This window comes from Pantoea sp. Taur (genome assembly GCF_009830025.1).
Taxonomy (GTDB): Bacteria; Pseudomonadota; Gammaproteobacteria; order Enterobacterales; family Enterobacteriaceae; genus Pantoea; species Pantoea communis.
In genome coordinates this window covers 127027-153829 of sequence record NZ_SZZZ01000004.1, presented here as the reverse complement: position 1 = coordinate 153829, position 26803 = coordinate 127027, and the positions used below count along the sequence as shown (strand labels likewise).

Here is a 26803-nt window from a genome sequence, read left to right as displayed (position 1 = left end):
GGGGAACTGGCTCATGAATAAACTCACAACAGCAATAATGTTGGCGCTGGGGCTGACAGTCAGCGCAGTGCAGGCAGCGGAAACTATCCCAACGCAGAAAGTTGATCAGGCGCTGCATGACCGCTTGCCAGCAGAGATTAAAAGCGCTGGAAAAATGATTTCGGTAAACAACGGATCGTTTCCTCCTTATGAGATCGTGAACGGTCCACATTCGATGGACGGCGCCTCAGCCGACCTGACGAATGCTTTGGCTCAATTGCTGGGTGTGAAAATTGAACATGCCACGGTCAGCGGTTTGTCGGGTGTTTTAGCTGGCATTAACTCGGGCCGTTATCAGATGGCGATTGGGCCGATTGGCGACTATCCCGATCGTCAGCAGAAAGTCGACTTCATCGATTTTGTGCAGGAGTTCGTGGTGTTCGGCGTTCAAAAGGGCAATCCAGCGAAAATTAACGGTCTGGAAGACACCTGCGGCAAGCGTATTGCTGTGATGGCAGCCGGTTCAGCTGAGCAGGTGATTCGTAAGCAGTCGGATGCCTGCGTCGCCGCGGGCAAGCCCGCGGTGGTGGTGCAATCCTTTACCGATCAGCCTTCATCGATTCTGGCAGTACGCTCTAAGCGTTCTGATGCATTCTTCTCTTCACAGGCACCGCTGACTTACTTTATCGATCAAGCCAATGGCCAGCTGGAGCTTTCCGGTAAAGGACAGAAAAACGGCTTTGGCGACATTTTCCAGGGCACGGTGGTGCCAAAAGGTTCCAAACTGGGCAACGTAGTACTCGATGCCTATAAAGAGCTGTTCGCCAACGGCACCTACGCGGCGATCATGAAGAAGTGGAAACTCGACGGCAATATCTTGCAGCAGCCGGGTCGTAATCTGGCGCAGGGGACAGCAAAATGAATCCGGTCACCCACAATACGCGAGCCAGGGATAAGGCCAACGTGCAGCAGCGCGATGTCGCTTTCGCCCGCAGTGCGCCCACCTATGGACGCTGGATCTCATGGATTGTGGTACTGGTGGTCGCGGCCAACTTCCTCTGGCTGGTGGCGACCAATCCCAATTTTGAATGGAAAGTAGTGTTGCAGTGGTTCACCGAAGGTTCGGTGATGAAAGGGCTGCAGGTGACGCTCGGGCTGACGGTGGTCTCGATGATCCTCGGTACGCTGCTGGGCCTGCTGCTGGCGGTGTGGCGCCTTTCGGAGAATAAACTGCTGAGCGGTATCTCGTCGCTTTACATCTGGTTTTTCCGGGGTACGCCGCTGCTGGTGCAACTGATCTTTTGGTACAACCTGTCGACGCTGTTTCCGAACATTTCGATTACCGTACCCTGGACGGATATTACCTTCGCCAGCTGGAATACCAACGATCTGATTACGCCGCTGACCGCTGCGTTTGCCGGACTGGCACTGAATGAAGCGGCGTATATGGCGGAGATCATTCGCGCCGGGCTGTTGTCGGTGGAGCAGGGACAGGTGGAAACCACTCAGGCGTTTGGCATGAGCCGCAGCCGTGCATTACGCCGCATTATCATTCCGCAGGCGATGCGATCCATTATTCCTCCGACCGGCAATCAGCTGATCAGTATGATTAAAGCGACCTCGCTGGTCAGCGTAATAGCCATGGGCGATCTGCTTTACTCGGTGCAGGCCGTTTATAACCGCACCTTTGAAATTATCCCGATGCTGATGGTGGCCGTGATTTGGTATCTGCTGATCACTTCGATCCTGAATATTGGGCAGTCAGCGATTGAACGCTACTACGCACGCGGCACCAAACGTACCGTGGTGAATAAACGCCGGACAGACACGGCTGTCGCAGCAACACATCAGCTGAAGGAGGATGTATGAGTGAGATTCAGCCGCTGGTCTCTGCGCGCAATGTCCAGAAGAGTTATGGCGATAACGAGGTATTGAAAGGGATCGATCTGGATGTGTATCCAGGCGAAGTGGTGGTGATTCTCGGGCCATCGGGCTCGGGTAAATCGACCTTCCTGCGCTGCATCAACCATCTGGAAGATATGAATGCCGGTTCCATCATGGTGGGTGACGAGCAGATCGGCTACGAATTGAAGCGCGGAATTCTGCATCGCCTGTCGGCACGGCGGATTGCTCACCAGCGTCAGAAGATCGGCATGGTGTTTCAGCAATTCAACCTCTATCCACACATGACCGTGCTGCAGAACATTATTGAAGCGCCCATTGGTGTGCATAAGTTTCCCCGCCAGGAAGCGTTGCAGCATGCGCGCGAACTGCTGACAACGGTGGGATTGAGTGACAAAGCCGATGCGTGGCCACGCCATCTTTCCGGCGGCCAGCAGCAGCGTGTGGCGATTGCTCGTGCGTTAGCCATCAAACCGGCGTTGATGCTGTTTGATGAGCCGACTTCCGCGCTGGACCCCGAACTCGTGGGAGAGGTGCTGGCGACGATGCGCACGCTGGCCGATCGTGGTCTGACCATGATCGTGGTGACACATGAGATTGGCTTTGCACGTGAGGCGGCGGATCGGGTGGTATTTATGGATGGCGGCGTGGTGGTGGAGCAGGGAACACCGGAGCAGGTGATCGGTAATCCACAGCACCCGCGTACGCAGGCCTTTTTGAGCCGCTTTATTTAATGTTGCGCGGGTGTTGATCGTAATCTGTTACAGATTCCAGTTGTGACAGCTGATAAACTGCGCGTTAATAGTTAAGTCTGTTTTCGCTAAGGTTGAAAGGTAAAGTATGGAAGGTTTCAGCATTGCCAAACTGCTGATCATCGGTGCACTTATTGTACTGCTGTTTGGTACCAACAAGTTACGTTCACTGGGTGGTGATCTGGGTTCCGCCATTAAAGGCTTCAAGAAAGCCATGAAAGACGATGAATCCACCGCAACCAAAAGCACCGCTGAAGAAGCGCCGGCTGAACGCGTGAGCCACAAAGAGTAATCCGACTTCAAACGTCAATAAGTGTAAATGTTTATGACGTTGATAAAAAAACCAGACTGCTTCCAGTCTGGTTTTTGTTTTTTGGCACGGGTGAAAAAAGCCTGGCTGCGGGCGTCACACCCGCAGAACCGATTACTTCACTTCCAGCCCTTTGGCCTGCATATCCGCATGATAAGAAGAACGGACGAATGGGCCACAGGCCGCGTGGGTGAAGCCCATCGCCATGGCTTCCTCTTTCATCTCATCAAACTCTGCCGGGCTCACATAGCGCTGTACCGGCAGGTGGTGGCGGCTTGGCTGTAAATACTGGCCGAGTGTGAGCATGGTGACACCATGACGACGCAGGTCACGCATCACTTCTACGATTTCCGCATTGGTTTCACCCAATCCGACCATCAGGCCAGACTTGGTTGGCACATCAGGATGCGCTTCTTTGAAACGCTCCAGCAGCTTCAGCGACCAGTCGTAGTTGGCGCCAGGGCGTACCTGACGGTAAACGCGTGGCACGTTTTCCATGTTGTGGTTGAACACATCTGGCGGCGTGGCGGTGAGGATTTCCAGCGCACGATCCATACGACCACGAAAGTCAGGCACCAGCGTTTCAATTTTGATGTTAGGGCTTTTTTCGCGAATGGCAGTGATGCAATCAGCAAAGTGCTGAGCCCCGCCGTCGCGAAGATCGTCGCGGTCAACCGAGGTGATCACCACATAACGCAGCGCCATATCGGCAATAGTTTGTGCCAGTTTCAGCGGTTCGTTGGCGTCAGGCATATTTGGACGGCCGTGGGCGACGTCGCAGAATGGGCAACGACGCGTACAAATCGCACCGAGGATCATAAAGGTGGCGGTGCCGTGGTTAAAACATTCAGCGAGGTTAGGGCAGGAGGCCTCTTCACACACCGAGTGCAGACCATTTTTGCGCATGGCGGCTTTGATACCCTGAATGCGGCTGGAATCCGCAGGCAGTTTGATCTTCATCCACTCCGGCTTACGCAGAATCTCTTCACGCTCGACCATCACGGTTTTCACCGGAATCAGCGCCATTTTGTCGGCATCGCGATACTTGACGCCACGTTCCATCTGAATTGGTTTACTCATAAATCTGCAGGTTCCGGTCGGGATTGCGATTTGAAAGCTTCCTCACTCAAACTGAGAACCAGGCTTTCAACTTTATTTGAAAATATGGCAAAAATTATATCATTTCGTCTGCGCATAAGCAGCCGATATGCGAGCGCTAAAGTTACAATTTTGTAAATGAGCACAGACAGTCAAGGTCAGACCCTGGCCTCATTTTGCCATTCAAGCTGGGTGAAACCCGTTAAGCGGGCGAAATGTTGTACCAAACGGGGTTGTACGTCGGCGGTTGTGACGCCCGGCTGCTTTTCACTTAACTGCGTCATGCGCATGCCGGCATAACCGCAGGGATTGATGCGCAGGAAAGGTGCCAGATCCATCGCCACATTTAATGCCAGGCCGTGGAAGGAGCACCCTTTGCGAATGCGAAGGCCTAATGAGCACACTTTGTCATCGCCGATATAAACGCCGGGTGCGTCGGCACGTGCGCGCGCAGCGATACCATAATCCGCCAGGGTGGCGATCACGGTTTCCTCCAGCGCAGTGACCAGCTCTCTGACACCGATTTTGTGACGTTTAATATCAATCAACACGTACATCACCTGTTGCCCAGGCCCGTGATACGTCACCTGGCCGCCACGATCGCTTTGTACCACCGGAATATCGCCCGGCATCAACAGATGTTCGGCTTTGCCTGCCTGGCCCTGGGTAAACACCGGATGATGTTCCACCAGCCAGATTTCATCGGCAGTGCTGCTGTCACGTTGATCGGTAAACTGATGCATCGCATCGGAGACAGGTTGCCAGTCGCGCTGGCCCAGTTGACGAACAAGAAGCGTGTTAGCTGACAAAGCGGAGATCCGGTAGAGAGTGAAGGGCTGAGTATAACGCTGGCAAAGCCGCCTTTGCCAGCGCGGGTATTACAGGACCATGCGCACGATATCAATGTTACCCAGTTCTTCGTACAGGGTTTCTACCTGTTCGATATGCGTTGCGGTGATGGTGATAGAAACCGAATGGTAGTTACCTTTGCTGCTCGGTTTCACTGCCGGGGTATAGTCGCCGGGGGCGTGGCGCTGCACCACTTCAACCACTTGATCAACCAGCTCCGGTTGCGCCAGACCCATTACTTTATAGGTGAAGGGGGTAGGGAATTCGAGCAGTTCATTCAGTTTGGTTTTCATGTTGGCTCCGGTGCTTAAAATTGAGAAGAGAAGCCCTAAGGCCGCCCCTACAACAGGTGATGCATAAAAATCGATAAGGGAGGCTTTCCAGCCTCCCCTATACGTTTGAAACGGGGGTTTCTAATTATATGGTATCAGACAGACGATTTTTCAAGCGTCTTAGCCAAACCAGTGATGGAACATCAGTTTGATGTAATCAATGATACGGCTGAAGAAGCCGCCTTCCTGCACTTCGTTCAGGACCACCAGCGGACGCTGTTCAATGGTTTTGCCATCCAGCTGGAAGTTGATGCTGCCCACCACCTGGTTTTTCTGCAGCGGTGCATGCAGTTCGGTATTGGTCAGTACATAGCTGGCTTTCAGGTCTTTCATACGGCCGCGTGGAATGGTCAGGTAGGCATCTTTTTCAACGCCTAACTGGACACGATCGCTGTTACCAAACCAAACCGGCTCAGAGGCGAACTCTTTGCCTGCTTTCAGAGGTGCGACGGTCTCAAAGAAACGGAAGCCCCAGGTCAGCAGCTTTTTACTTTCGGTTTCACGACCTTTATAGGTGTGACCGCCCATGACGGCAGAGATCAGACGCATCTGGCCTTCAGTGGCAGAAGCCACCAGGTTGTAACCTGCCGCATCAGTGTGACCGGTTTTGATGCCGTCAACGTTCAGGCTGGTATCCCACAGTAAACCATTGCGGTTCATCTGTTTGATATTGTTGAAGGTGAACTCTTTTTCACGGTAGACCGAGTATTCGTCCGGCACATCACGAATCAATGCCTGGCCGATCAGCGCCATATCACGCGCCGAGCTGTACTGGCCTTCAGCATCCAGGCCGTGCACGGTCTGGAAGTGGGTGTTTTTCAGACCCAACGCGCCAACGTAATTATTCATCAGGCTAACAAACGCATCCTGGCTGCCGGCAACGTAATCGGCCATCGCCACACAGGCATCATTCCCTGACTGCAACACGATACCGCGCGTCAGTTGAGAAACCGGTACGCGATCGCCTGGCTTCAGGAACATCAGTGACGAGCCTTTGAACACCGGATTACCGGTGGCCCATGCGTCTTTACCGACGGTGACGATATCATCGTTATGGATTTTGCCTGCTTTGACCGCCTGACCAATCACATAGCTGGTCATCATTTTGGTCAGACTGGCGGGATCGCGGCGCGCATCGGCGTTCTTTTCGGCCAGGACTTTACCTGAGTTGGCATCGATCAGCACATAAGCTTCAGCATCGATTTCCGGGACGCCCGGGATCATCGTCTTAAGGTTAACATCGTCCGCAAAGGCGGCATGGCTGAGAGAAAGGGCGACCAGTGATCCCACTGTCAGGCGTTTCAGAAAACGAGAGGGTTTCAGCGTATTCATGTTAAGGACTACAACATCCGTGGGCTAAGAGTGAAAAAAGTGCCTTACTATAGCAAACGCCCGATCGAGCGACATCTTGCTTTGCAAATCAGTTTCAGCAGTAAAGGTAACTGCCCGTAACATTACGGACGGGCAGTTGTAATAAATGAGCTCATTTGTGCTTCAGTGGTCAGGCGCTGTTGTAACGCAGCGGCTTCCGCCCGGCTGCTGTAACCGCCGAGTTGAATACGATAAACGTTGCCATTGGCTTCCACATTGCCGGGGACGCCAAAACGTTTACCCAGGCTGGTCGCCAGTTGACGGGCGCGCGCCGCATCATTGACCGCACCGACCTGAACGACATAACCACCGGCGGTATGCGTACTCTGAGGTGCAGCGCTGGCTGGAGCAGAAACCGATGCCGCGACAGGCGCAGCGGATGTTGCCTGCACAGGCGTGGCGGCCGGTTCACTGCCTTCCAGTACACCGTTTGCTAAAGGCTGAGGCGCGCCGAGGAAACCGCTGCTCTGCACCGGGGCACCGAGTCCACCGTTACTCTGCAGGGTGCTGTTATCGACTGCGCGAACATCCTGTGGCGCAGGTGCAGGCGTGGTATTGGCGCTGCCACCCATCATCACCATGCCACCGTTAAGATCCGGGCGCGCGGGCAGGGCGTAGCTCTGCTTCGCTACAGTAGTGCCAATGGTGCCGGGGCCGGAAACAGAACCATCCGGTGCGACTTTGATGTAATCCACGCGAACACGGGAATTATTCGAGATATTCAAACGGTCGCCTGCCGCGCGAGACAAGTCAATGATGCGGCCGGGGGTATACGGGCCACGGTCATTAACACGCACCACGATCTGGCGACCATTGGCGAGGTTAGTGACGCGCACATAGCTTGGCAGTGGCAGAGTAGGGTGTGCCGCAGTTAAGGCATCCGGGTCGTAAGCTTCGCCGATCGCTGTGCGATTACCTTGCGCTTCTGCACCGTACCAGGTGGCCAGTCCGACTTCGCTGAAGTTCGAAGGATCCTTGATTACGCGATAATTTTTACCATTAACGCTGTAATCCTGGCTGGTAGAAGGATTGATCGGTTCATAGCGCGGTTCAACGCCTGGGATTTCCACCACCGGGCCATTATAGGCCGGCTGCGGTGGCGCAGTATTATTCTGCTGTTCCGGTGCGGAACAGGCAGCCAGTACCAATGATGCCAGTGCAACCCCAAGCCAATCCTTACGCATGTGCAGCCTCTTAAACGCTTTTAGATAACATTTTTCGATGAGTATGGATCGACATCACGATGCCAAATCCGGCCATTAATACAATCAACGCCGACCCGCCGTAGCTCACCAGCGGCAGCGGAACACCGACCACGGGTAAGATACCACTTACCATACCAATGTTAACGAAAACATAGACGAATAAAATCAACATCAAACCACCGGCCATCACGCGACCAAAGGTGGTTTGCGCGCGCGCCGCAATAATCAGGCCGCGCAAAATCAGCAGCAGATACAGTACCAGTAACACTAATACGCCGACCAGGCCGAGTTCTTCTGCCAGTACCGCAAAGATAAAGTCGGTGTGACGTTCAGGCAAAAACTCCAGCTGTGACTGGGTGCCATGCAGCCAGCCTTTGCCACGTAAACCACCGGATCCAATCGCAATCTTGGACTGAATAATGTGATAACCGGCACCGAGCGGGTCACTCTCTGGATCGAGCAGCATCATCACACGGTCGCGCTGATAGTCATGCATCAGGAAGAACCACAGTACCGGAATAAAGGCCGCCACCAGCAGCACCGCCACGGCAATCAGCTTCCAGCTCATCCCCGACAGGAACAGCACAAACAGGCCGGACGCGGCGATCAGAATCGAGGTGCCGAGGTCAGGCTGTGCCGCCACTAACAGCGTCGGCATGAAGATCAACACCAGCGCAATGCCGGTATTTTTCAGCGTCGGTGGGCAGACATCGCGGTTAATAAAGCGTGCCACCATCAGCGGCACCGCTATTTTGGCTATCTCGGAGGGCTGGAAACGCACAAAGCCGAGATCTAGCCAGCGCTGCGCCCCTTTACTGATATGGCCAAAGGCATCCACCGCCACCAGTAATATCACGCAGACAATGTAGAGATAGGGCGCCCAGCTTTCATACACGCGCGGCGGCACCTGCGCCATCACCAGCATGATAATGATACCCATGGCAATCTGACCGAGCTTACGCTCCATCATGCCGGGATCCTGACCGCTGGCGCTCCAGATGACGATGGCGCTGTAAGCCAGTAGCGCAAGGATGATCAGCATAAACAGGGGATCGATATGGATACGCGTCCAGATCGATCTTTTCTGCGGACTATCGTTCATGGACATCTTTATTCACCTTCGTAGCCAGGCGGCGTCGGTGCGGCTTCAGGCAGCACAGTATTGTTGTCACCTAACATTATGTGGTCGAGAATCTGACGCATCACCGTACCCACTGCCGGGCCAGCACCGCCGTTCTCCAGAATCATGGTCACGGCAACGCGCGGTTTATCGTAAGGCGCGAATGCCGTCATTAACTTATGGTCACGCAAGCGTTCAGCAATTTTGTGCGCGTTATAGGTTTCGTTTTCTTTTAGACCGAATACCTGCGCAGTACCGGATTTCGCAGCGATTTTGTAAGGTGCATCAGCAAAACTTTTGTGCGCCGTCCCGTTCGCGCGGTTGGCCACGCCGTACATGCCATCTTTGGCGATTTCCCAATATCCCGAGTGGATGTCGCCAATCGGCGCATCCGGCGGCTGGCGATACGGCACCATGGCCTGACCTTCACGGGTGGCGCGCAGCAAATGCGGCACTTTGATAATGCCGTCATTAATCAGAATCATCATGGCTTTGTTCATCTGCACCGGCGTTGCAGTCCAGTAACCCTGGCCAATGCCCACCGGAATGGTGTCACCTTGATACCACGGCTTCTTAAAGCGCTTCAGCTTCCACTCACGCGTTGGCATGTTGCCGGGACTTTCCTGCGGCAAATCAATACCGGTGCGATGGCCATAGCCAAATTTGGTCATCCACTCTGACAGGCGATCAATGCCCATGTCGTAGGCGACCTGATAGAAGAAGGTATCGGCAGATTCTTCCAGCGATTTGGTGACATTCAGACGGCCGTGTCCCCATTTTTTCCAGTCGCGATAGCGTTTTTCCGAACCGGGTAACTGCCACCAGCCGGGGTCAAACAGGCTGGTATTGCGGTTAATCACCCCTGCACTCAGCGCAGAGACGGCAACATAAGGTTTCACCGTTGAAGCTGGCGGGTAGGATGCCTGTAACGCGCGGTTATACAGCGGACGGTTCTCATCGCTCAGCAGGGCTTTGTAATCCTTGCTGGAGATGCCATCGACAAACAGATTAGGGTCGTAGCTCGGTGTGGACACCAGCGCCAGAATTTCACCGGTGCGTGGATCGCTGACCACAACGGCGGCACGACTGCCGGCCAACAGGGTTTCGATGTATTGCTGCAGTTTCAGGTCGACGGTCAGATAGATATCGCGACCGGCCTGAGGGGATTGCTCGTGCAACTGGCGGATCACCCGGCCGCGGTTGTTCACTTCAACCTCTTCGTAGCCGGTTTTGCCATGCAGCACATCTTCGTAATAGTTCTCGATGCCCAACTTGCCGATATCATGCGTTGCCGCATAGTTAGGCCATTTACCTTCATCATCGAGGCGTTTAACGTCGCGGTCGTTAATTTTAGAGACGTAGCCCACTACATGCGTCAGCGTCTGACCGTAGGGATAATAGCGGCGCTGATAACCTTTCACTTCCACACCGGGGAAGCGGTACTGATTGACGGCAAAGCGCGCCACCTGCACTTCGTTGAGTGCGGTTTTTACCGGAATGGAGGTGAAACGGCGTGAGCGCTTACGCTCTTTTTCAAAGGCGTCGAGATCGTCGTCCGTCAGATCCAGCACCGGGCGCAGATCCTGCAGCGTCTGCTTCAGGTCATCGACTTTTTCGGGTACCAGTTCAGCCTGGTAAATGGTGCGGTTCAGCGCCAGCGGGACGCCATTGCGATCAAAGATGATGCCGCGGCTGGGCGCAACGGGCACCAGCTTGATGCGGTTCTCATTGGAACGGGTGCTGTAATCGTCAAAACGCAGAATTTGCAGATGATAGAGGTTGACCACCAGCACGCTGGAGAGCAGGAAAATGCCAACAAAAGCCACCAAAGCCCGGCGGACAAAGAGTTTCTGTTCGGCAGTGTAATCGCGAAAGGCGTTGCTCTGTAATTTCATCCGCTGCGTTTATTGTCTGGAGGTTGTCAGGCGTTTATTCACGGTGATAAGGATGATTCGTGGTGATGCTCCAGGCACGATACAGGCTTTCAGCGACCAGCACACGCACCAGCGGATGTGGCAGCGTCAACGTGGACAGCGACCAGCTCTGCTCGGCAGCGGCTTTACAGGCCGGCGCCAGTCCTTCCGGGCCGCCAATCAACAAGCTGACATCGCGGCCATCTTGTTTCCAGCGCTCAAGCTGTTGCGCCAGCTGTGGGGTTTCCCACGGCTGCCCTGGAATATCCAGCGTGACGATGCGGTTGCCTTTGCCGACGGCCGCTAACATCGCTTCACCCTCTTTTTCCAGGATGCGCTTGATGTCCGCGTTCTTGCCGCGTTTACCCGCAGGCACTTCGGTCAGTTCAAACGGCATATCCTTGGGGAAGCGGCGCAGATACTCCATGAAACCGGTCTGAACCCAGTCAGGCATTTTGGTGCCGACGGCCACAAGCTGCAGTTTCAAGGCTTAGCTCCAGAGCTTTTCCAGCTCATACAGCTGGCGGCTCTCTTCCTGCATCACGTGTACGATCACTTCGCCAAGATCAACGACGACCCAATCAGCGGCAGCTTTACCATCGACGCCTAGCGGTTTTAAACCCGCGGCACGGGATTCCTGAACCACGTGATCGGCGATCGAAACCACATGACGCGTCGACGTGCCGGTGCAGATGATCATGCAATCGGTGATGCTCGATTTGCCCTGAACATCAACAGCAATGATGTCCTGGCCTTTAATATCGTCAATCTTATCAATAACGAAATCTTGGAGTGCTTTACCTTGCAAAAGGTTCCCCTTAAAAACAGGTGATTACGAGAAGGCTGAATGCCCGGAAAACATAGCCTAAAATGAAGCGGCGCAGTATAGCACGCAACGATCAACCGCGATATAAGCCAGCGCGATCGATGTAGTCGATAACCGCATCGGGCAGCAGATCGGTGCAGGATTGCCCCAGGTGACGACGCTGGCGTATTTCCGTGGCGGAGATGTCAAACAGCGGCGTATCAGCCAGCCAGATATGGCCTGCCGGTGCTTGATGCAACTGTTCTGCGTGCTGTGCACGATGCGCATCCAGCCACTGCTGCATCTCAGGCGTTTCCATCTGCGTTGCATAGCCCGGTCGCTGGCACACCAACAGATGGCACAGAGAGAGGAGATCCTGCCAGCGATGCCATTTGGCTAACGTTAGCAGAGAATCTTGTCCGATGATAAACCCGAGGGGCTGTTCTGCACCGCGTTCCGCACGGAGTGCTTCAAGGGTTGCCACCGTCCATGACGGCGTATCCCGTTCCAGCTCGCGCGTATCAATATCAAACAGGGGGCGGGTCGCAATCGCGCAGCGCAGCATTTCCACGCGCTGCCGGGCACTGGCTTCAGGCTGTGGCCGATGCGGTGGCACGTTGTTGGGTAGTAGCGTGACCTTTTTCAGCCCTACCTGTTGCGCCAGCGCTTCCACCGGGCGCAGATGGCCAAAGTGGATAGGATCGAAGGTGCCGCCAAACAGCGCGTAAAGTTTAGACATCCGTAAAGCTTAGGGGAAAATCGCGGTGACACAGCAGCAGCGACAAGGTTTCAAGCTGCGGCCAAAGGTTTTGACCGTAATCCTGCTTCATGGTCAGCTCCAGTTCGGCGAGCAGATGGACGGCGCGTTGCAGACGACGTGCATCAAGGCGTTGCAGCGCATCGGTAAACAGTGCGCGACGGTTTTGCCAGATGCGCTGTTGATCCATTAGCGCACGCAAGCCCTGTTTACCCTGATTGCGCTGCAAATGCAGCAGCGTCAGTAAATCACGTTGCAGAGAACGCAGTAAAATCACCCCTTCAGCATCCTCTTTTTCCAGCTGATGCAGGATATGCAGGGCGCGCTTACTTTTGCCCGCCAGCAGGGCATCCACCCAGTGGAAAGGGGTAAAGTGCGCAGCGTCATTCACTGCGTCCTCTACCCGGGGCAGAGTGAGCTTGCCATCCGGCCACAGCAGTGACAGGCGTTCCAGCGCCTGCGCCAGCGCCAGCAGGTTGCCTTCATAGCAGTAGCACAGCAGTTGAATCGCCGCGTCATCAACACTCAACTTCATGGCTTTGGCGCGGCTCGCGACCCAGCGCGGCAGCTGCGTTTGTTCGGGCGTCTGGCAGGGAACCAGCACGGCATGAGCGCTGAGCGCTTTAAACCAGGCGCTGTTTTCCTGCGCTTTGGTCAGTTTTGCCATGCGCAGCACCAGCAGGATATCGCTGTGCAGCAGGCTGGCGAGTTTAACCAGTTGCTCGGCCATCGCTGCATTGGCACCGTTTTCTGGCAGTTGCAGCGTTAAGGTCTGGCGTTGAGTGAACAGGCTGAGTGCCTGACAGCTGGCAAAGATCGCATCCCACTCGGTTTGCGCATCAAGAGTGACACTGAAGTGTTCTTCAAAGCCTTGAGAAGATGAGGCCGCGCGAATGGCATCGGCACTTTCCTGAATCAGCAACGGTTCATTGCCGGTCAGAAAATAACAGGCGCGCAGCCCCTCACGAAGCTGCGCGCTCAGTTGTTCAGGATAAATCCTGATCATTGCAGACTGGTTGCTGACGAAGAGGGCACTTCTGGTGAATTCTCACCTGGTGCGATGATCTCCGGCTGTGGCAACGTGTCTTTGTTGCTTTCCTGCGCGGCATGAACCGTTAACAGTTTACGCACCAGTTGCTCGGCGGCACGCTGGCGCATCTCCTGCACGATCATGTCTTGCTCGGCATCCTTCGCCAGTGCGGCATTCGGGTTGTCGAAGAAAGAACGGTACACGGTGGTGCTGATCGGGTAGATGCCTTTGCCCGGGATCAGAACCTGCGCGGTCACTGTCATCACCAGTGAATACTCAGCAGTGGTGCCGCTGATAAACACTGACGCGGTATCACGCCCCAGCACTTCTGCACCTAAGCGCAGAGTCGGGTATTTGGCACTGGCCTGTTTGCTGTCATTAACAATGGTGACATCATTGATACGCAGTTGTTGGCGCACGGTGCGCGCCATTGGGCCATACGGATCGCCACTCTGGACGATCAGCGTTTTCATCTCGTTAGGCACCATGGTAGTGCCACGCGGGTGAAAACCACAGCCTGCGGTGATCATCACCGCAAGCAGGACAAACAGCCTGATAATCAGTTGTCGCACAGTTCCTCCTGAACTTAACCTACGACCAGGTTAAGCAGTTTGCCAGGGACATAAATCACTTTACGAAGTGTGACGCCTTCCAGATATTTCGCCACAATGTGCTCCTGCGCAGCACGCGCCTGAACCTGCTCCTGCGTAGCATCCGGCGCAACGGTAATCTTGCCGCGCACTTTGCCATTCACCTGTACAACGACCAGCAGTGAATCTTCCACCATCGCGGATTCATCCGCGACCGGCCAGCTGGCTTCATCGACACTACCTTCTCCGCCCAGCGCCTGCCACAGAACATAGCTGGCGTGCGGCGTGAACGGATAGAGCAGACGAACGACCGCCACCAGCGCTTCCTGCATCAGTGCGCGATCTTGATCGCTCTCCTGCGGGGCACGAGTCAGCTTATTCATCAACTCCATGATGGCAGCGATAGCGGTGTTGAATGTCTGGCGACGACCCACGTCATCGGCCACCTTGGCGATGGTTTTGTGCAGATCGCGACGCAGCGCTTTCTGATCGTCGTTCAGTGCATTGAGGTCCAGCGCCACGGTGGCACCTTTCGCTACGTGTTCGTAGGCCAGTTTCCACACGCGCTTCAGGAAGCGGTTCGCACCTTCTACACCCGATTCCTGCCATTCCAGCGTCATTTCTGCTGGTGAAGCAAACATCATGAACAGACGCACGGTATCGGCACCGTAACGTTCAACCATCAGCTGTGGATCGATGCCGTTGTTTTTCGACTTGGACATCTTGCTCATGCCGGCATAAACCACTTCGCGGCCTGCGTTGTCGACAGCCTTAACAATACGACCTTTTTCATCGCGCTCAACGCTAACATCAACCGGAGAAACCCAGTTACGCTCGCCGTTCGCGCCGGTGTAATAGAACGCATCGGCCAGAACCATACCCTGACACAGCAGACGTTTGGCTGGCTCATCAGAGTTCACCAGGCCCGCGTCACGCAGCAGCTTGTGGTAGAAGCGGAAATACATCAGGTGCATGATGGCGTGTTCGATACCACCGACATACTGATCTACCGGCAGCCAGTAGTTCGCAGCGGCAGGATCCAGCATGCCTTCGTTGTAATTGGCACAGGTGTAACGCGCGTAATACCAGGATGATTCCATAAAGGTGTCAAAGGTATCGGTTTCGCGCAGCGCTGGCTGGCCGTTAACTGTGGTTTTCGCCCACTCAGGATCGGCTTTGATCGGGCTGGTGATACCGTCCATCACCACATCTTCTGGCAGAATCACTGGCAGCTGATCTTCTGGCGTTGGCATCACGGTGCCGTCTTCCAGTGTCACCATTGGAATTGGCGCGCCCCAATAACGCTGACGGGACACACCCCAGTCACGCAGACGATAGTTGACTTTACGCACACCGACGCCTTTCGCCGCCAATGCATCAGCAATGGCGTTGAAGCCCGCCTGATGATCCAGACCGTTGAACTCACCCGAGTTGAACAGCGCGCCTTTATCGGTCATCGCCGCTTCGCTCAGATCAGGCGTTGAACCATCCAGATTCAGGATTACTGGTTTGATGTTCAGGTTGTACTTAGTCGCGAACTCCCAGTCACGCTGGTCATGGCCTGGAACAGCCATCACTGCGCCGGTGCCGTATTCCATCAGGACAAAGTTAGCGACCCAGACTGGGATCTCTTCGCCCGTCAGCGGATGGATAGCAAACAGGCCGGTGGCCATGCCTTTCTTCTCCATCGTCGCCATATCTGCTTCAGCCACTTTGGTGGTGCTGCATTCTGCGATGAAGTCAGACAGCGCAGGGTTGCTGGCCGCAGCCTGGCGTGCAAGTGGGTGGCCAGCTGCCACAGCAACGTAGGTGGCACCGAGGAAGGTGTCCGGACGTGTGGTGTAAACCGTTAATTTCTCTTCGCTGTACGCTACATCGAAGGTGATTTCCACGCCCTCAGAACGGCCAATCCAGTTACGCTGCATGGTCTTGACCGTTTCAGGCCAGTCTTCCAGCTTATCCAGATCGTTGAGCAGTTCTTCCGCGTAAGCGGTGATTTTCACGAACCACTGAGGAATCTCTTTGCGCTCAACTTTGGTGTCACAGCGCCAGCAGCAGCCGTCGATAACTTGTTCGTTAGCCAGTACGGTTTGGTCATGCGGGCACCAGTTCACCGCTGAGGTCTTTTTATAGACCATGCCTTTTTCATACAGCTTGGTGAAGAACCACTGTTCCCAGCGATAGTACTCTGGCTGGCAGGTCGCCAATTCGCGGCTCCAGTCATAGCCAAAGCCCAGCAGTTTGAGCTGGTTCTTCATATATTCGATGTTGTCATAAGTCCATGGTGCGGGCGCGGTGTTGTTTTTTACCGCAGCGCCTTCGGCTGGCAGTCCAAACGCATCCCAGCCAATCGGCTGCAGGACATTTTTACCCAGCATGCGCTGATAGCGCGCAATCACATCGCCGATGGTGTAGTTACGCACGTGGCCCATGTGTAGGCGGCCAGAAGGATAGGGCAGCATAGAAAGGCAGTAGTATTTCTCTTTGCCTTCCTGCTCGGTCACTTTAAAGGTTTCGTTTTCGTCCCAGTGCTGTTGGACGCGGGATTCTATCTCTTCCGGGCGGTATTGCTCTTGCATGGCTGCCTGTGGTCCTTTATGAAAATCGTTAACCCTGAATAGTTCACGTCACAGGCAGGCGGCAAAGGTGTGAATACGCTCGCGCTTAACGAAGTAAGCGACGGCGTGAACACGTGCAGCCAACGCACCTGCGACTTGAAGTATGACGGGTTCGCATACATTTAGATCCGCATAGCATACCCATAAGGCTCTTCCTCAACAACATTTCACGCCCCGGCTGAGCGGATTTCTACTCAATGCGCCGCCGCTTTCACCCTTTTGCGATTTACTCCGCTTTCGTCACGGCAAATATGACAGAACAGCTAAACTTACTATCAGCTATTCCCGCGGAAAGGAGAACAAAATGAATAACGTGGCGCAGGAGTATCGTGCAACGATAGCGGCATTAACCCAGCGGCTGGAGCAGGGCGAGCGTGATGTTGATGCCCTGGTCGCTGAGGCACGGCAGGAGTTATTAGCGAAAAAGACGCTGACCTCTTCTGAAGTGAATGAGGTGATGCGGGCGGTCAGGCGTGATTTACATGAGTTCGCGCTCAGCTATCAGGAATCTTCAGATGTGCTCGGTGACTCCGTATTTTTGCGCGTCATTCGCGAGAGCGTATGGAAAGAACTGGCGGATATCACGGACAAAAGCCAGTTAGAGTGGCGCGAGGTGTTTCAGGATCTACGACATCACGGTGTTTATCAAAGCGGTGAAGTGGTGGGGTTGGGTAACCTGGTGTGTGAGAAGTGCGGTTTTACCCGGGCGATCTATACACCGGAGAGCTTAACGCGCTGCCCGGAGTGTGGGCACGATCATTTCCAGCGTCAGCCTTTTGAGCCTTGATTTGCGGAAAATCGCGCCGCTGCGTGATTAATGGGGAAACCCCATCCATACAGCGGCGCAATTGAGAGCGCTAATTAATGCAGGATCTTCGCGAGGAAGTCTTTTGCGCGGTCGGACTGCGGGTTATTAAAGAAGTCATCTTTGTTAGTGTCTTCGACAATTTTCCCTTCATCCATAAAGATCACGCGATTGGCCACTTTGCGCGCAAAGCCCATCTCGTGCGTCACCACCATCATGGTCATGCCTTCGTTCGCCAACTCCACCATGACGTCCAGCACTTCGTTGATCATCTCTGGATCGAGCGCAGATGTCGGTTCGTCAAACAGCATCGCGATGGGGTCCATACAGAGCGCGCGGGCAATCGCTACACGCTGTTGCTGGCCGCCCGAGAGCTGTCCAGGGAACTTCTCCGCATGCGCAGCCAGACCAACACGCGTCAGCAGCTTGAGACCTTTCTCACGCGCAGCGGCTTTATCTCGCTTTAACACTTTGACCTGCGCCAGCACCAGGTTATCGACAATGCTGAGGTGCGGGAACAGTTCGAAGTGCTGGAACACCATACCGACTTTGCTGCGCAGTTGTGCCAGGTTGGTTTTCTTGTTGTTCACTTCGGTACCGTTAACCTGAATGCTGCCTTCCTGCACCGGTTCCAGACCGTTCACCGTTTTAATCAAGGTTGACTTACCTGAGCCGGACGGTCCACAGACCACCACCACTTCACCTTTTTTTACTTCGGTGGAGCAGTCGGTCAGCACCTGAAAGTGACCATACCACTTAGAAACATTTTTCAGGCTAATCATTTAAACCGTCCTCTTTCTTTTCAGATAGCTAACCAACAGCGAAGCGCTCAGGCTGATCACAAAATAGACCAGACCGGCAAACAGAACCATTTCAACCTGGGTACCGTCACGCTCGCCAATCGTCGAGGCGGTACGGAAGAAGTCAGCCAGGCTTAACACATACACCAGCGACGTATCCTGGAACAGCACAATGCCCTGCGTCAGCAGCAGTGGCACCATGGCGCGGAACGCCTGCGGTAGGATGATCAATTTCATTGATTGCCAGTGCGTCATACCCAACGCGAGCGCAGCATTCGACTGTCCGCGTGAGATGCTCTGGATACCCGCTCGGATGATTTCCGAATAATAGGCCGCTTCAAACAGTGCAAAAGCAATCATGGCGGAAATCAGGCGAATGTCAGTTTTGGGGGAAAGTCCCAATACCTGTTGCAGTAATGCAGGCACCACCAGATAGAACCACAGCAGCACCATCACCAGCGGGACGGATCGGAACAGGTTGACGTACAGCTTAGCGAACCAGCGAATCGGCGCGAACGGCGACAGACGCATCACGGCCAGAATGGTGCCCCAGATAATGCCGAACACCACGGCGACGGCGGTAATCTTGAAGGTGATGATCAAGCCATTCCACAAATAGGGCAGGCTGGGAGGAATCGAACTCCAGTCAAACTCGTACATTATTTGCCTCCCAGATTGCCGGGCAGGCGAATTTTACGTTCTACCAAACTCATAATCAGCATGATCACCAGGTTAATACCCACGTAAGCCAGGGTAATGGCGGTGAAAGATTCATAGGCGTGCGCCGAGTAGTCGAGCAACTTACCTGCCTGCGCCGCCATATCCACCAGACCAATGGTCGAAGCGATGGCAGAGTTTTTCACCAGGTTCAGCATTTCCGAGGTCATCGGCGGCACAATCACGCGATAGGCATTCGGCAGCAGCACGTAGCGATAAGTTTGTGGCAGCGTCAGCCCCATCGCCAACCCTGCGTTTTTCTGACCGCGTGGCAATGATTGAATCGCGGCACGTACCTGTTCACAAACGCGCGCAGCAGTGAACAAGCCGAGGCAAATGGTTGAGGAAACGAAGAACTGAATATTGGGGTCCAGTTCTGCTTTAAACCACATCCCCAGTTTTTCGCCAACCAGTTCTGGCGCCACCAGATACCAGAAGAAGAACTGGACGATCAGTGGGATATTACGAAACAGTTCCACGTAGCAGGTACCAATGGTCGACAGCAGTCGATTGGGTACGGTACGCAGAATGCCAAAGAAGGAACCTACCAGGAAGGCGATAATCCAGGCGCAGCAGGAAACCGCAACGGTAACCTGAAATCCGGACCACAGCCAGCCGAGGTAAGTCGTATTGCCGAACGGGGCCTGTTGTAAAAAGATGCCCCAGTTCCAATCGATACCCATAACGAGCTCCGGTAAAAAAAGGGTAGCGAGGCTACCCATAAGATTGTTGAGCGGTGTCTTGCGTCCTGCTTCAGGGGAACGACCTGTTGCAGTCTGTCTGTCCGCACCGCGTGTTCAGCAATCGAGAGGGCAGCCTAACTGCCCTTGTTTTCATTGTTAATTCAGAGTGCTTTATCGTTTGGTGCTTTGAACAGCGCCTGCATGTCAGAAGACAGCTCGAAGTTCATGTTCAGATTCTTCGGTGGGATTGGCTGTTTGAACCAGGTATCGAACCACTTAGCGGCTTCACCCGAGGTCTGCGCTTTCGCGATGGTTTCATCCATCAGCTGTTTGAACTGCGGGTCTTCTTTACGCAGCATACAGCCGTAGGCTTCTTTCGACTGAGGTGTGCCAGTGATCTGCCAGTCGTCTGGTTTCTTCGCTTTAGCACGTTCACCCGCCAGCAGCGCGTCATCCATCATGAAGGCCACGGCACGACCGGTTTCCAGCGTACGGAAAGAATCGCCATGGTCTTTGGCGCTGATGATGCGCATATCCATTTTCTTCTCGTCGTTCAGCTTGTGCAGCAGAACTTCAGAAGTGGTACCAGAGGTCACGACAACGGTTTTGCCTTTCAGGTCCGCGAAATCTTTGATATCGCCACCCTTTTTCACCAGCAGACGCGTACCGATGATGAAGACGGTATCGGAGAATGCGGCTTGCTGCTGACGTTCCAGGTTGTTGGTGGTAGAACCACATTCAAAATCGTAAGTGCCGTTTTGCAGCAGTGGAATACGGTTCTGAGAGGTGATCGGCAGCATTTTTACTTGCAGATCAGGCTTGTTCAGCTTGGCTTTGATCGCCGCTACGATGGCGTTTGAGTAGTCTTGTGAATAGCCAACCACTTTTTGCTGGTTGTCGTAGTAAGAAAAGGGAACTGATGACTCACGATGCCCAACGACGATCACGCCGCTATCATTAATTTTTTTCAGGGTGCCGGTGAGATCTTCCGCCTGGGCCGCTCCCGCTGCTGCTCCCAACAGCAGAAGAGATAATGCCACTTTGCGTGTCTGCATGTTCCTACTCCTTTGAATGGATGTTGCGCAGAACATAAACTGCGCAGATTGTGATGTTGTGTGTATTTCGTGCTGCTTTTTTAGTTATCCCTTAGCGCAACTGCGCGCAGGATAGTGATTAACATAGCGAATTGTTAACGCAATGAAACAAAAAAGTTTGTTTTTTGCGAGCCGCTCCGCACCATTAAGAGGCAATAAAAAGCCATTGCGCCGTTTCGGTGCGTGTCAGTGCCAAATAATAGTGCGTGAACATGGCATTACGCTGACAAAACGCTGATGTTGAGAAAATCACTGAAATAAATAGCAATGATCGTGCCAGCACGGTGAAATGCGTGAAAAAGCCAGCAGAGAATCTGGTAAAGCGTAGCCGATGGGAGCGGAAAACAGCGCAAAAAAAAGGCGAAGTGAGCACTTCGCCTGTCAGAATGTGATCGGAGTGTCAGTGGCGGCGACGAATAATCGCCAGGACGATGCCGATTAACGTCAGAATCCATACCGGCCAGATGCCTGCTTTGGCATAAGGGGTCTCACCAGTGGTGGGTGTTACCCTGGCTTCCAGCACGTCACGCGTGAACTGCGGGATCTCTTTTTCAACCTCGCCGTTGGCATTCACCACCGCCGTGACACCGTTATTGGTGGATCGCAACAGCGGACGGCCCAATTCCAGTGCACGCATACGCGCCATCTGGAAATGCTGCCAGGGGCCGATGGAGTGACCAAACCAGGCGTCGTTAGATACGGTCAGCAGGAAGTTGGTATTAGGACGGAAGTTGGCTCGTACCTGCTCGCCCAACACAATCTCGTAGCAGATGGCGCTGGTAAGATCATAACCCGCCACCTTCAACTGCGGCTGTACATAGGCACCACGGCTAAACGACGACATTGGCAGATCGAAGAACGGCGCCAGCGGACGCAGCAGATCTTCCAGCGGCACAAACTCCCCGAACGGCACCAGATGGTTTTTCTGATATCGGTTATGGCTTTGATAGCTGTAAGGCTGCTCGCCGCCCAGCACAATCACGGAGTTGTAATCGTGGTAGCGGTTATCCCCTTCAACGCGTGAATCGACAATCCCGGTAATTAGCGAGCTGCCGCGCTCGCGCAGTTCGGCATCCAGCGCTTTGAGGAACGGCTGCTGATTGCTTTCAAGGTCGGTAATCGCCGATTCCGGCCAGATAATGATGGGCGCTTTGCCCATATAAGGCTGGCTGTAAGAGGTGTACACACGCAACGTATTAAGCAACTGCTGTGGGTTCCACTTCATCGACTGGGGAATGTTGCCTTGCACCATCGCCACGTCCACGCTGCGTTCCGGCAGCGGCTGATACCACTGCAACATGCGCAGTGGCCATGGCAGCAGCAACAATACCGCGGCCGCCACCAGGCTCTTCACCGTACGATGATAAAGCGCATGCACCAGCAGACCGGCGATCACCATTAACAGGAAAGTGATGGTTTCAACGCCCGCCAGCGGCGCAAGGCCTTTGAGCGGACCGTCGATCTGGCTGTAGCCGAACTGCAGCCACGGGAATCCGGTCAGGATCCAGCCACGCAGAAATTCGCTGATTTGCCACAATGCCGGTGCCGCCAGCACCAGACGCCACAAGGTCGCACGTGGCCACAGGCGATTAAGCACCGCCGCAAACAGCATCGGATAAATCGCCAGGTAAGCGGCCAGCAATATCACCAGGAAGACGTTAACCGGGCCAGGCATACCACCAAAGGTGGCGATGCTGACGTAAACCCAGTTAATGCCACTGCCGAACAGCCCAAAGCCCCAGACGAAGCCAATCGCGGCGGCTTGAGGGCTGCGGCGATCCAGTAGCAACAGTTGCAGTCCCGCCAGGGAAACTAATGCGGCAGGCCAAAAATCATAGGGAGAAAAGGAAAGGGTGCCAACGGCACCCGCAATCAAAGCCAGCAGCAGGCGAACCCGCTGCTGCGAGTAGAGAGAGGCTAAAGCCATAAAATTATTCGTCTTCCAGTTGCGGTTGTGGAGAGTCTTCCGGAATTTTCACATGCACCTGGATGATACGGCGGCTGTCGGCCATCGCGACTTTGAATTGGTAACCATCAATGTCGATGCTCTCACCGCGCGCGGGAAGGTGGCCGAATCCCTGCATCACCAGACCGCCAATGGTATCCACTTCATCATCACTGAAGCTGGTACCAAATACCTCGTTAAAATCCTCGATAGGCGCAAGCGCACGTACGGTATAGGTATGGCGGTTTAACTGACGGATATCACGATCTTCTTCATCGTCATATTCATCTTCAATTTCACCGACAATCAATTCGAGGATATCTTCAATCGTGACTAGCCCGGAAACGCCACCGAATTCGTCAATGACAATCGCCATATGATAGCGCTGGGAACGGAACTCTTTCAGCATGCGGTCAACACGCTTACTTTCAGGCACGACAACGGCGGTGCGCAGCACTTTCTCAATGCTGAAAGGTTCAGACGCGCTGCTCATAAACGGCAGCAGGTCTTTGGCCATCAAAATGCCTTCGACGTGGTCTTTATCTTCGCTGATCACCGGGAAGCGTGAGTGGGCGGAATCAATAATGACCGCAAGGCACTCTTCAAGGCTTTGGTTGCGTTTAAGGGTGATCATCTGGGAGCGCGGGATCATGATGTCACGCACGCGCTGCTCGGCAATATCCAGCACCCCTTCGAGCATGTCGCGGGTGTCCTGGTCGATCAGCTCTTTTTGCTCAGAATCGCGGATCAGTCCCAGTAGCTCATCACGGTTTTTGGGTTCACCGTGAAAAAGTTGGTTAATTAACAGGGAGAAAAATCCCTTTTTACTACTGGGTGCGTCGCTGTTTTGAGAATGGTCGTCGCTCATGGCGTTTTTATTTCGTTCTCTCTGGTGAGGGAAAGGAACTGCTGGCATCCGCGCCAGCAGCGCAATAACCTGAACCTAAGGGGATCAGGCGTCTTCTTTCTCCGAAATGTACGGGTCAGGATAACCAAGAGCAAGCATTATCTCGGTCTCCAGCGCCTCCATTTCTTCGGCTTCTTCATCTTCAATATGGTCATAGCCCAGCAGGTGTAGCGTGCCGTGGACTACCATATGCGCCCAGTGGGCTTCAACGGTTTTGCCTTGTTCTTCCGCTTCTTGCTCAACAACCTGACGACAAATAATCAGATCGCCCAGCAGTGGCAGCTCAATCCCTGGTGGCGCTTCAAACGGGAAAGAGAGCACGTTGGTCGGCTTATCCTTACCGCGATAAGTCAGATTAAGCTCATGACTTTCTGCTTCATCCACCAGACGGATGGTGACTTCACTTTCCGGCTGGAAAGGCGTCACGGCGGCTTCGAGCCAGCGCTGGAAAGCAGGTTCGGCTGGCAGGCCATTTTCATCGGCACAGGCCAACTGTAAATCTAAAATCACCGCGCTCATGAAGGCTCCTGCGGGCTGGATGGGGCGGCAAGTTGAGACGCTAGCGTTTCACGCTTGCGCTCTTCTGCCAGTTTGTCACGGCGCTTCTGATCGGCTTCTTCCCACGCTTCATAAGCATTCACGATGCGTGCGACAACCGGATGACGCACCACGTCTTCGCTGTGGAAAAAGTTAAAACTGATTTCATCGACTTCCGCCAAAACCTCAATGGCATGACGCAGGCCGGATTTGGTGCTGCGCGGCAGGTCAATCTGTGTGACGTCACCGGTGATCACCGCTTTGGAGTTGAAACCGATACGTGTCAGAAACATCTTCATCTGCTCGATGGTGGTGTTCTGACTTTCATCGAGAATCACAAAGGCGTCATTGAGTGTGCGGCCGCGCATGTAAGCGAGCGGAGCCACTTCAATCACATTGCGCTCCATCAGCTTTTCCACGCGCTCAAAGCCGAGCATTTCAAACAAGGCATCGTAGAGCGGACGCAGGTAAGGATCGACTTTCTGGCTCAGGTCACCCGGCAGGAAGCCCAGTTTTTCGCCGGCCTCTACCGCAGGGCGCGTCAGCAAAATACGGCGGATTTCCTGACGTTCCAGGGCATCAACGGCAGCGGCCACCGCCAGATAGGTTTTACCGGTACCGGCTGGACCCACACCGAAGGTGATGTCATGGTCGAGGATATTAGCCACATACTGCGCCTGGTTTGGCGTACGGGGTTTAATCACACCGCGCTTGGTTTTGATGTGAATCGCCTTACCAAACTCCGGCACGCTTTCGGCGGTTTGCTCCAGTACACGGCTCTCTTTGATCGCCAGATGCACCTGGTCCGGTTCAATATCCGGGATTTGGCCACGCACTGGCGCAGTACTCACGTACAGGTCACGCAGAATGTTGATGGCTGCGTCAACGCTGAGCGATCGGCCCACCAGTTTGAAATGGTTGTCCCGGCGGTTGATTTCGACACCGAGGCGTTTTTCCAGCTGCTTCACATTGTCATCAAACGGACCGCACAGGCTCATCAGTCGGCGGTTATCAGCCGGTTCAAGGACGATTTCACGAGTTTCGATATTCAAATGAATCCTTTGGGTCACTCAGGGCCAGTTGAAGAAGGTGTATCCAATGCTCCATCACAGATTGAGCATCTATACGGAATTATTTATGGGGCAAGGCCCGGCTGCAAGTTACAGAAGCGATATTTGGGCGTTGCAGGTGGAATGCAAGGGGCGCGGGATGAAACAGGCGGCAGCACCTTGTGCACTGCCGCGCAAAGTTGGAGTATCAAGGCTGGTAAAGACCGACACCGATGTCATTTTCACGGCGCGTGCGGGCTATCACCGCATCGGGGCTGAGGCTGACACGCAATGCCATTTCATCTTCAGTGCGGATCAGTTTGCCACGCAGCGAGTTGGCATGGACATCGACAATTTCCACGTCAACAAACTTACCGATCATCTCAACAGGCGCTTCGAAGTTCACCACGCGGTTGTTGTCGGTGCGTCCGGTCAGTTCCATGACATTTTTACGTGAGATGCCTTCTACCAGCACACGCTGTGTGGTGCCGAGCATGCGGCGGCTCCACGCCATCGCCTGCTGATTGAGGCGATCCTGCAGAATATACAGGCGCTGCTTTTTCTCTTCTTCCGAAACATCGTCAGGCAAATCAGCGGCAGGCGTACCTGGACGGGCCGAGTAGATAAAGCTGAAGCTGACATCGAAATTCACGTCGCCCACCAGTTTCATCGTCTGCTCAAAATCCTGCTGCGTTTCGCCAGGGAAACCAATGATGAAGTCTGAACTCATCTGAATATCAGGACGTGCTTTCTGCAGCTTGCGGACGATGGCTTTATATTCCAGCGCGGTGTGCGCACGCTTCATCAGCGTCAGGATACGATCGGCACCGCTCTGAACGGGCAAGTGCAGGAAGCTCGCCAGCTCTGGCGTGTCACGGTAGACATCAATAATGTCATCAGTGAATTCAATCGGATGGCTGGTGGTAAAGCGGATGCGGTCGATGCCATCAATGGCCGCCACCAGACGCAACAGTTCCGCGAAGCTGCAGAGCTGGTCATCAAAGGTCGTGCCGCGATAGGCGTTGACGTTTTGGCCCAGTAAATTCACTTCTCGCACGCCCTGCGCAGCCAGTTGCGCGATTTCCAACAGAATATCGTCACATGGACGGCTCACTTCCTCGCCTCGGGTGTAAGGCACCACGCAGAAAGTACAGTATTTGTTACAGCCTTCCATAATGGAGACAAAGGCCGTCGGGCCTTCTGCACGCGGTTCTGGCAGACGGTCAAATTTCTCGATTTCCGGGAAGCTGATGTCAATCACCGGGCTTTTCGTCCCGCGCACCTGATTCAGCATCTCTGGCAAGCGATGCAGCGTCTGTGGACCAAATACAATATCCACGCAATTGGCGCGTTCACGCAGGCGTTCACCTTCCTGCGAAGCGACACAGCCGCCGACGCCAATAATCACGTCAGGATTTATCGCTTTCAATTTCTTCCAGCGTCCTAACAGCGCGAAAACCTTCTCCTGCGCCTTCTCACGGATCGAGCAGGTGTTGAGCAGCAGGACATCCGCCTCTTCAGCGTCCTCGGTCAGGGTGTAACCGTGCGTGCTGTTCAGCAGATCGGCCATCTTTGATGAATCGTACTCATTCATCTGACAGCCCCAGGTTTTAATATGCAGTTTTTTGGTCATCG

The 26803-nt window shown here is 54.2% G+C and carries 27 protein-coding genes; 5 read left to right on the top strand and 22 right to left on the bottom strand.

Features of this window, described 5'->3' with window-relative positions:
* Nucleotides 1-13 precede the first annotated feature (13 nt).
* The 4 genes from FD744_RS07515 (at nucleotide 14) to tatE (ending at nucleotide 2925) form a co-directional block, all read left to right on the top strand.
* Nucleotides 14-901, top strand: coding sequence for an ABC transporter substrate-binding protein (locus FD744_RS07515; RefSeq protein ID WP_160867880.1), 888 nt, complete (start codon nucleotides 14-16; stop codon nucleotides 899-901).
* Nucleotides 898-1848 carry an amino acid ABC transporter permease gene (locus FD744_RS07510; protein WP_160867879.1) on the top strand — a complete coding sequence of 317 codons (951 nt, stop codon included), beginning with the start codon at nucleotides 898-900 and terminating at the stop codon, nucleotides 1846-1848. The genes FD744_RS07515 and FD744_RS07510 overlap by 4 nt, the downstream gene beginning before the upstream one ends.
* Nucleotides 1845-2615: an amino acid ABC transporter ATP-binding protein gene (locus tag FD744_RS07505; protein WP_160867878.1), complete on the top strand. Its 771-nt coding sequence runs from the start codon at nucleotides 1845-1847 to the stop codon at nucleotides 2613-2615. Before FD744_RS07510 ends, FD744_RS07505 begins: the two co-directional genes overlap by 4 nt.
* A gap of 106 nt (nucleotides 2616-2721) precedes the next feature.
* Nucleotides 2722-2925 (top strand): twin-arginine translocase subunit TatE, encoded by a 204-nt coding sequence (tatE, locus tag FD744_RS07500; protein WP_034829040.1) that lies wholly within the window; start codon nucleotides 2722-2724, stop codon nucleotides 2923-2925.
* Between the two features lie 132 nt (nucleotides 2926-3057).
* On the opposite strand, the gene lipA is transcribed toward tatE, so the two are convergent.
* From lipA to leuS, 13 genes are all read right to left on the bottom strand, one after another.
* Nucleotides 3058-4023, bottom strand: coding sequence for a lipoyl synthase (lipA, locus tag FD744_RS07495; RefSeq protein WP_034829042.1), 966 nt, complete (start codon nucleotides 4021-4023; stop codon nucleotides 3058-3060).
* Nucleotides 4024-4199: 176 nt separating this feature from the next.
* Complete coding sequence (gene lipB / locus FD744_RS07490) at nucleotides 4200-4850, bottom strand: lipoyl(octanoyl) transferase LipB (RefSeq protein ID WP_160867877.1); 651 nt, start codon at nucleotides 4848-4850, stop codon at nucleotides 4200-4202.
* A gap of 69 nt (nucleotides 4851-4919) precedes the next feature.
* Nucleotides 4920-5183, bottom strand: coding sequence for a DUF493 family protein YbeD (ybeD, locus tag FD744_RS07485; RefSeq protein WP_034829045.1), 264 nt, complete (start codon nucleotides 5181-5183; stop codon nucleotides 4920-4922).
* Between the two features lie 159 nt (nucleotides 5184-5342).
* Entirely contained in the window at nucleotides 5343-6554 is a 1212-nt protein-coding gene (gene dacA, locus FD744_RS07480; RefSeq protein ID WP_034829047.1) for a D-alanyl-D-alanine carboxypeptidase DacA, read from the bottom strand.
* 122 nt (nucleotides 6555-6676) lie between these two features.
* Nucleotides 6677-7777 carry an endolytic peptidoglycan transglycosylase RlpA gene (rlpA, locus tag FD744_RS07475; RefSeq protein WP_097117438.1) on the bottom strand — a complete coding sequence of 367 codons (1101 nt, stop codon included), beginning with the start codon at nucleotides 7775-7777 and terminating at the stop codon, nucleotides 6677-6679.
* A 10-nt stretch (nucleotides 7778-7787) separates the two neighbouring features.
* Nucleotides 7788-8900 (bottom strand): peptidoglycan glycosyltransferase MrdB, encoded by a 1113-nt coding sequence (mrdB, locus tag FD744_RS07470; RefSeq protein ID WP_160868002.1) that lies wholly within the window; start codon nucleotides 8898-8900, stop codon nucleotides 7788-7790.
* 8 nt (nucleotides 8901-8908) lie between these two features.
* Complete coding sequence (mrdA, locus tag FD744_RS07465) at nucleotides 8909-10813, bottom strand: peptidoglycan DD-transpeptidase MrdA (protein ID WP_160867876.1); 1905 nt, start codon at nucleotides 10811-10813, stop codon at nucleotides 8909-8911.
* A gap of 34 nt (nucleotides 10814-10847) precedes the next feature.
* Nucleotides 10848-11318: a 23S rRNA (pseudouridine(1915)-N(3))-methyltransferase RlmH gene (gene rlmH / locus FD744_RS07460; protein ID WP_038648318.1), complete on the bottom strand. Its 471-nt coding sequence runs from the start codon at nucleotides 11316-11318 to the stop codon at nucleotides 10848-10850.
* A 3-nt stretch (nucleotides 11319-11321) separates the two neighbouring features.
* Entirely contained in the window at nucleotides 11322-11639 is a 318-nt protein-coding gene (rsfS, locus tag FD744_RS07455) for a ribosome silencing factor (RefSeq protein WP_038648315.1), read from the bottom strand.
* Between the two features lie 91 nt (nucleotides 11640-11730).
* Nucleotides 11731-12375, bottom strand: coding sequence for a nicotinate-nucleotide adenylyltransferase (nadD, locus tag FD744_RS07450; RefSeq protein ID WP_097117437.1), 645 nt, complete (start codon nucleotides 12373-12375; stop codon nucleotides 11731-11733).
* Entirely contained in the window at nucleotides 12368-13399 is a 1032-nt protein-coding gene (gene holA, locus FD744_RS07445; RefSeq protein WP_160867875.1) for a DNA polymerase III subunit delta, read from the bottom strand. Before holA ends, nadD begins: the two co-directional genes overlap by 8 nt.
* A complete protein-coding gene (gene lptE, locus FD744_RS07440; protein ID WP_058960800.1) occupies nucleotides 13396-13995 on the bottom strand; it encodes an LPS assembly lipoprotein LptE in 600 nt (199 codons plus the stop codon). Before lptE ends, holA begins: the two co-directional genes overlap by 4 nt.
* A gap of 14 nt (nucleotides 13996-14009) precedes the next feature.
* Complete coding sequence (leuS, locus tag FD744_RS07435) at nucleotides 14010-16592, bottom strand: leucine--tRNA ligase (protein ID WP_160867874.1); 2583 nt, start codon at nucleotides 16590-16592, stop codon at nucleotides 14010-14012.
* A 343-nt stretch (nucleotides 16593-16935) separates the two neighbouring features.
* Between leuS and FD744_RS07430 the strand changes: the two genes are divergently transcribed.
* Nucleotides 16936-17418 (top strand): zinc ribbon-containing protein, encoded by a 483-nt coding sequence (locus FD744_RS07430; protein ID WP_058960798.1) that lies wholly within the window; start codon nucleotides 16936-16938, stop codon nucleotides 17416-17418.
* Between the two features lie 74 nt (nucleotides 17419-17492).
* On the opposite strand, the gene FD744_RS07425 is transcribed toward FD744_RS07430, so the two are convergent.
* From FD744_RS07425 to miaB, 9 genes are all read right to left on the bottom strand, one after another.
* Complete coding sequence (locus tag FD744_RS07425) at nucleotides 17493-18218, bottom strand: amino acid ABC transporter ATP-binding protein (RefSeq protein WP_034829065.1); 726 nt, start codon at nucleotides 18216-18218, stop codon at nucleotides 17493-17495.
* On the bottom strand, nucleotides 18219-18896 hold the full coding sequence (gene gltK / locus FD744_RS07420) for a glutamate/aspartate ABC transporter permease GltK (protein WP_058960797.1): 678 nt from the start codon (nucleotides 18894-18896) through the stop codon (nucleotides 18219-18221).
* Nucleotides 18896-19636, bottom strand: coding sequence for an amino acid ABC transporter permease (locus FD744_RS07415; RefSeq protein ID WP_034829069.1), 741 nt, complete (start codon nucleotides 19634-19636; stop codon nucleotides 18896-18898). Before FD744_RS07415 ends, gltK begins: the two co-directional genes overlap by 1 nt.
* Before the next feature lie 161 nt (nucleotides 19637-19797).
* Entirely contained in the window at nucleotides 19798-20691 is an 894-nt protein-coding gene (locus tag FD744_RS07410) for a glutamate/aspartate ABC transporter substrate-binding protein (protein ID WP_058960796.1), read from the bottom strand.
* A 439-nt stretch (nucleotides 20692-21130) separates the two neighbouring features.
* Nucleotides 21131-22657, bottom strand: coding sequence for an apolipoprotein N-acyltransferase (gene lnt / locus FD744_RS07405; RefSeq protein ID WP_160867873.1), 1527 nt, complete (start codon nucleotides 22655-22657; stop codon nucleotides 21131-21133).
* 4 nt (nucleotides 22658-22661) lie between these two features.
* Entirely contained in the window at nucleotides 22662-23543 is an 882-nt protein-coding gene (corC, locus tag FD744_RS07400) for a CNNM family magnesium/cobalt transport protein CorC (protein ID WP_034829075.1), read from the bottom strand.
* An 84-nt stretch (nucleotides 23544-23627) separates the two neighbouring features.
* On the bottom strand, nucleotides 23628-24101 hold the full coding sequence (ybeY, locus tag FD744_RS07395; protein ID WP_034829084.1) for an rRNA maturation RNase YbeY: 474 nt from the start codon (nucleotides 24099-24101) through the stop codon (nucleotides 23628-23630).
* Nucleotides 24098-25171 (bottom strand): PhoH family protein, encoded by a 1074-nt coding sequence (locus FD744_RS07390; RefSeq protein WP_160867872.1) that lies wholly within the window; start codon nucleotides 25169-25171, stop codon nucleotides 24098-24100. Before FD744_RS07390 ends, ybeY begins: the two co-directional genes overlap by 4 nt.
* 205 nt (nucleotides 25172-25376) lie before the next feature.
* A complete protein-coding gene (miaB, locus tag FD744_RS07385; protein ID WP_058960792.1) occupies nucleotides 25377-26801 on the bottom strand; it encodes a tRNA (N6-isopentenyl adenosine(37)-C2)-methylthiotransferase MiaB in 1425 nt (474 codons plus the stop codon).
* Nucleotides 26802-26803: the final 2 nt, after the last annotated feature.

Bases quoted from the DNA above. Each gene is read 5' to 3' on its own strand.
- lipA (WP_034829042.1), bottom strand. From the start codon at position 4,023: ATGAGTAAACCAATTCAGATGGAACGTGGCGTCAAGTATCGCGATGCC.
- FD744_RS07515 (WP_160867880.1), top strand. From the start codon at position 14: ATGAATAAACTCACAACAGCAATAATGTTGGCGCTGGGGCTGACAGTC.
- FD744_RS07425 (WP_034829065.1), bottom strand. From the start codon at position 18,218: ATGATTAGCCTGAAAAATGTTTCTAAGTGGTATGGTCACTTTCAGGTG.
- lnt (WP_160867873.1), bottom strand. From the start codon at position 22,657: ATGGCTTTAGCCTCTCTCTACTCGCAGCAGCGGGTTCGCCTGCTGCTG.
- FD744_RS07510 (WP_160867879.1), top strand. From the start codon at position 898: ATGAATCCGGTCACCCACAATACGCGAGCCAGGGATAAGGCCAACGTG.
- rlpA (WP_097117438.1), bottom strand. From the start codon at position 7,777: ATGCGTAAGGATTGGCTTGGGGTTGCACTGGCATCATTGGTACTGGCT.
- holA (WP_160867875.1), bottom strand. From the start codon at position 13,399: ATGATCAGGATTTATCCTGAACAACTGAGCGCGCAGCTTCGTGAGGGG.
- FD744_RS07410 (WP_058960796.1), bottom strand. From the start codon at position 20,691: ATGCAGACACGCAAAGTGGCATTATCTCTTCTGCTGTTGGGAGCAGCA.
- tatE (WP_034829040.1), top strand. From the start codon at position 2,722: ATGGAAGGTTTCAGCATTGCCAAACTGCTGATCATCGGTGCACTTATT.
- gltK (WP_058960797.1), bottom strand. From the start codon at position 18,896: ATGTACGAGTTTGACTGGAGTTCGATTCCTCCCAGCCTGCCCTATTTG.
- FD744_RS07505 (WP_160867878.1), top strand. From the start codon at position 1,845: ATGAGTGAGATTCAGCCGCTGGTCTCTGCGCGCAATGTCCAGAAGAGT.
- ybeY (WP_034829084.1), bottom strand. From the start codon at position 24,101: ATGAGCGCGGTGATTTTAGATTTACAGTTGGCCTGTGCCGATGAAAAT.
- mrdA (WP_160867876.1), bottom strand. From the start codon at position 10,813: ATGAAATTACAGAGCAACGCCTTTCGCGATTACACTGCCGAACAGAAA.
- dacA (WP_034829047.1), bottom strand. From the start codon at position 6,554: ATGAATACGCTGAAACCCTCTCGTTTTCTGAAACGCCTGACAGTGGGA.
- leuS (WP_160867874.1), bottom strand. From the start codon at position 16,592: ATGCAAGAGCAATACCGCCCGGAAGAGATAGAATCCCGCGTCCAACAG.
- corC (WP_034829075.1), bottom strand. From the start codon at position 23,543: ATGAGCGACGACCATTCTCAAAACAGCGACGCACCCAGTAGTAAAAAG.
- FD744_RS07415 (WP_034829069.1), bottom strand. From the start codon at position 19,636: ATGGGTATCGATTGGAACTGGGGCATCTTTTTACAACAGGCCCCGTTC.
- nadD (WP_097117437.1), bottom strand. From the start codon at position 12,375: ATGTCTAAACTTTACGCGCTGTTTGGCGGCACCTTCGATCCTATCCAC.
- FD744_RS07430 (WP_058960798.1), top strand. From the start codon at position 16,936: ATGAATAACGTGGCGCAGGAGTATCGTGCAACGATAGCGGCATTAACC.
- mrdB (WP_160868002.1), bottom strand. From the start codon at position 8,900: ATGAACGATAGTCCGCAGAAAAGATCGATCTGGACGCGTATCCATATC.
- ybeD (WP_034829045.1), bottom strand. From the start codon at position 5,183: ATGAAAACCAAACTGAATGAACTGCTCGAATTCCCTACCCCCTTCACC.
- miaB (WP_058960792.1), bottom strand. From the start codon at position 26,801: ATGACCAAAAAACTGCATATTAAAACCTGGGGCTGTCAGATGAATGAG.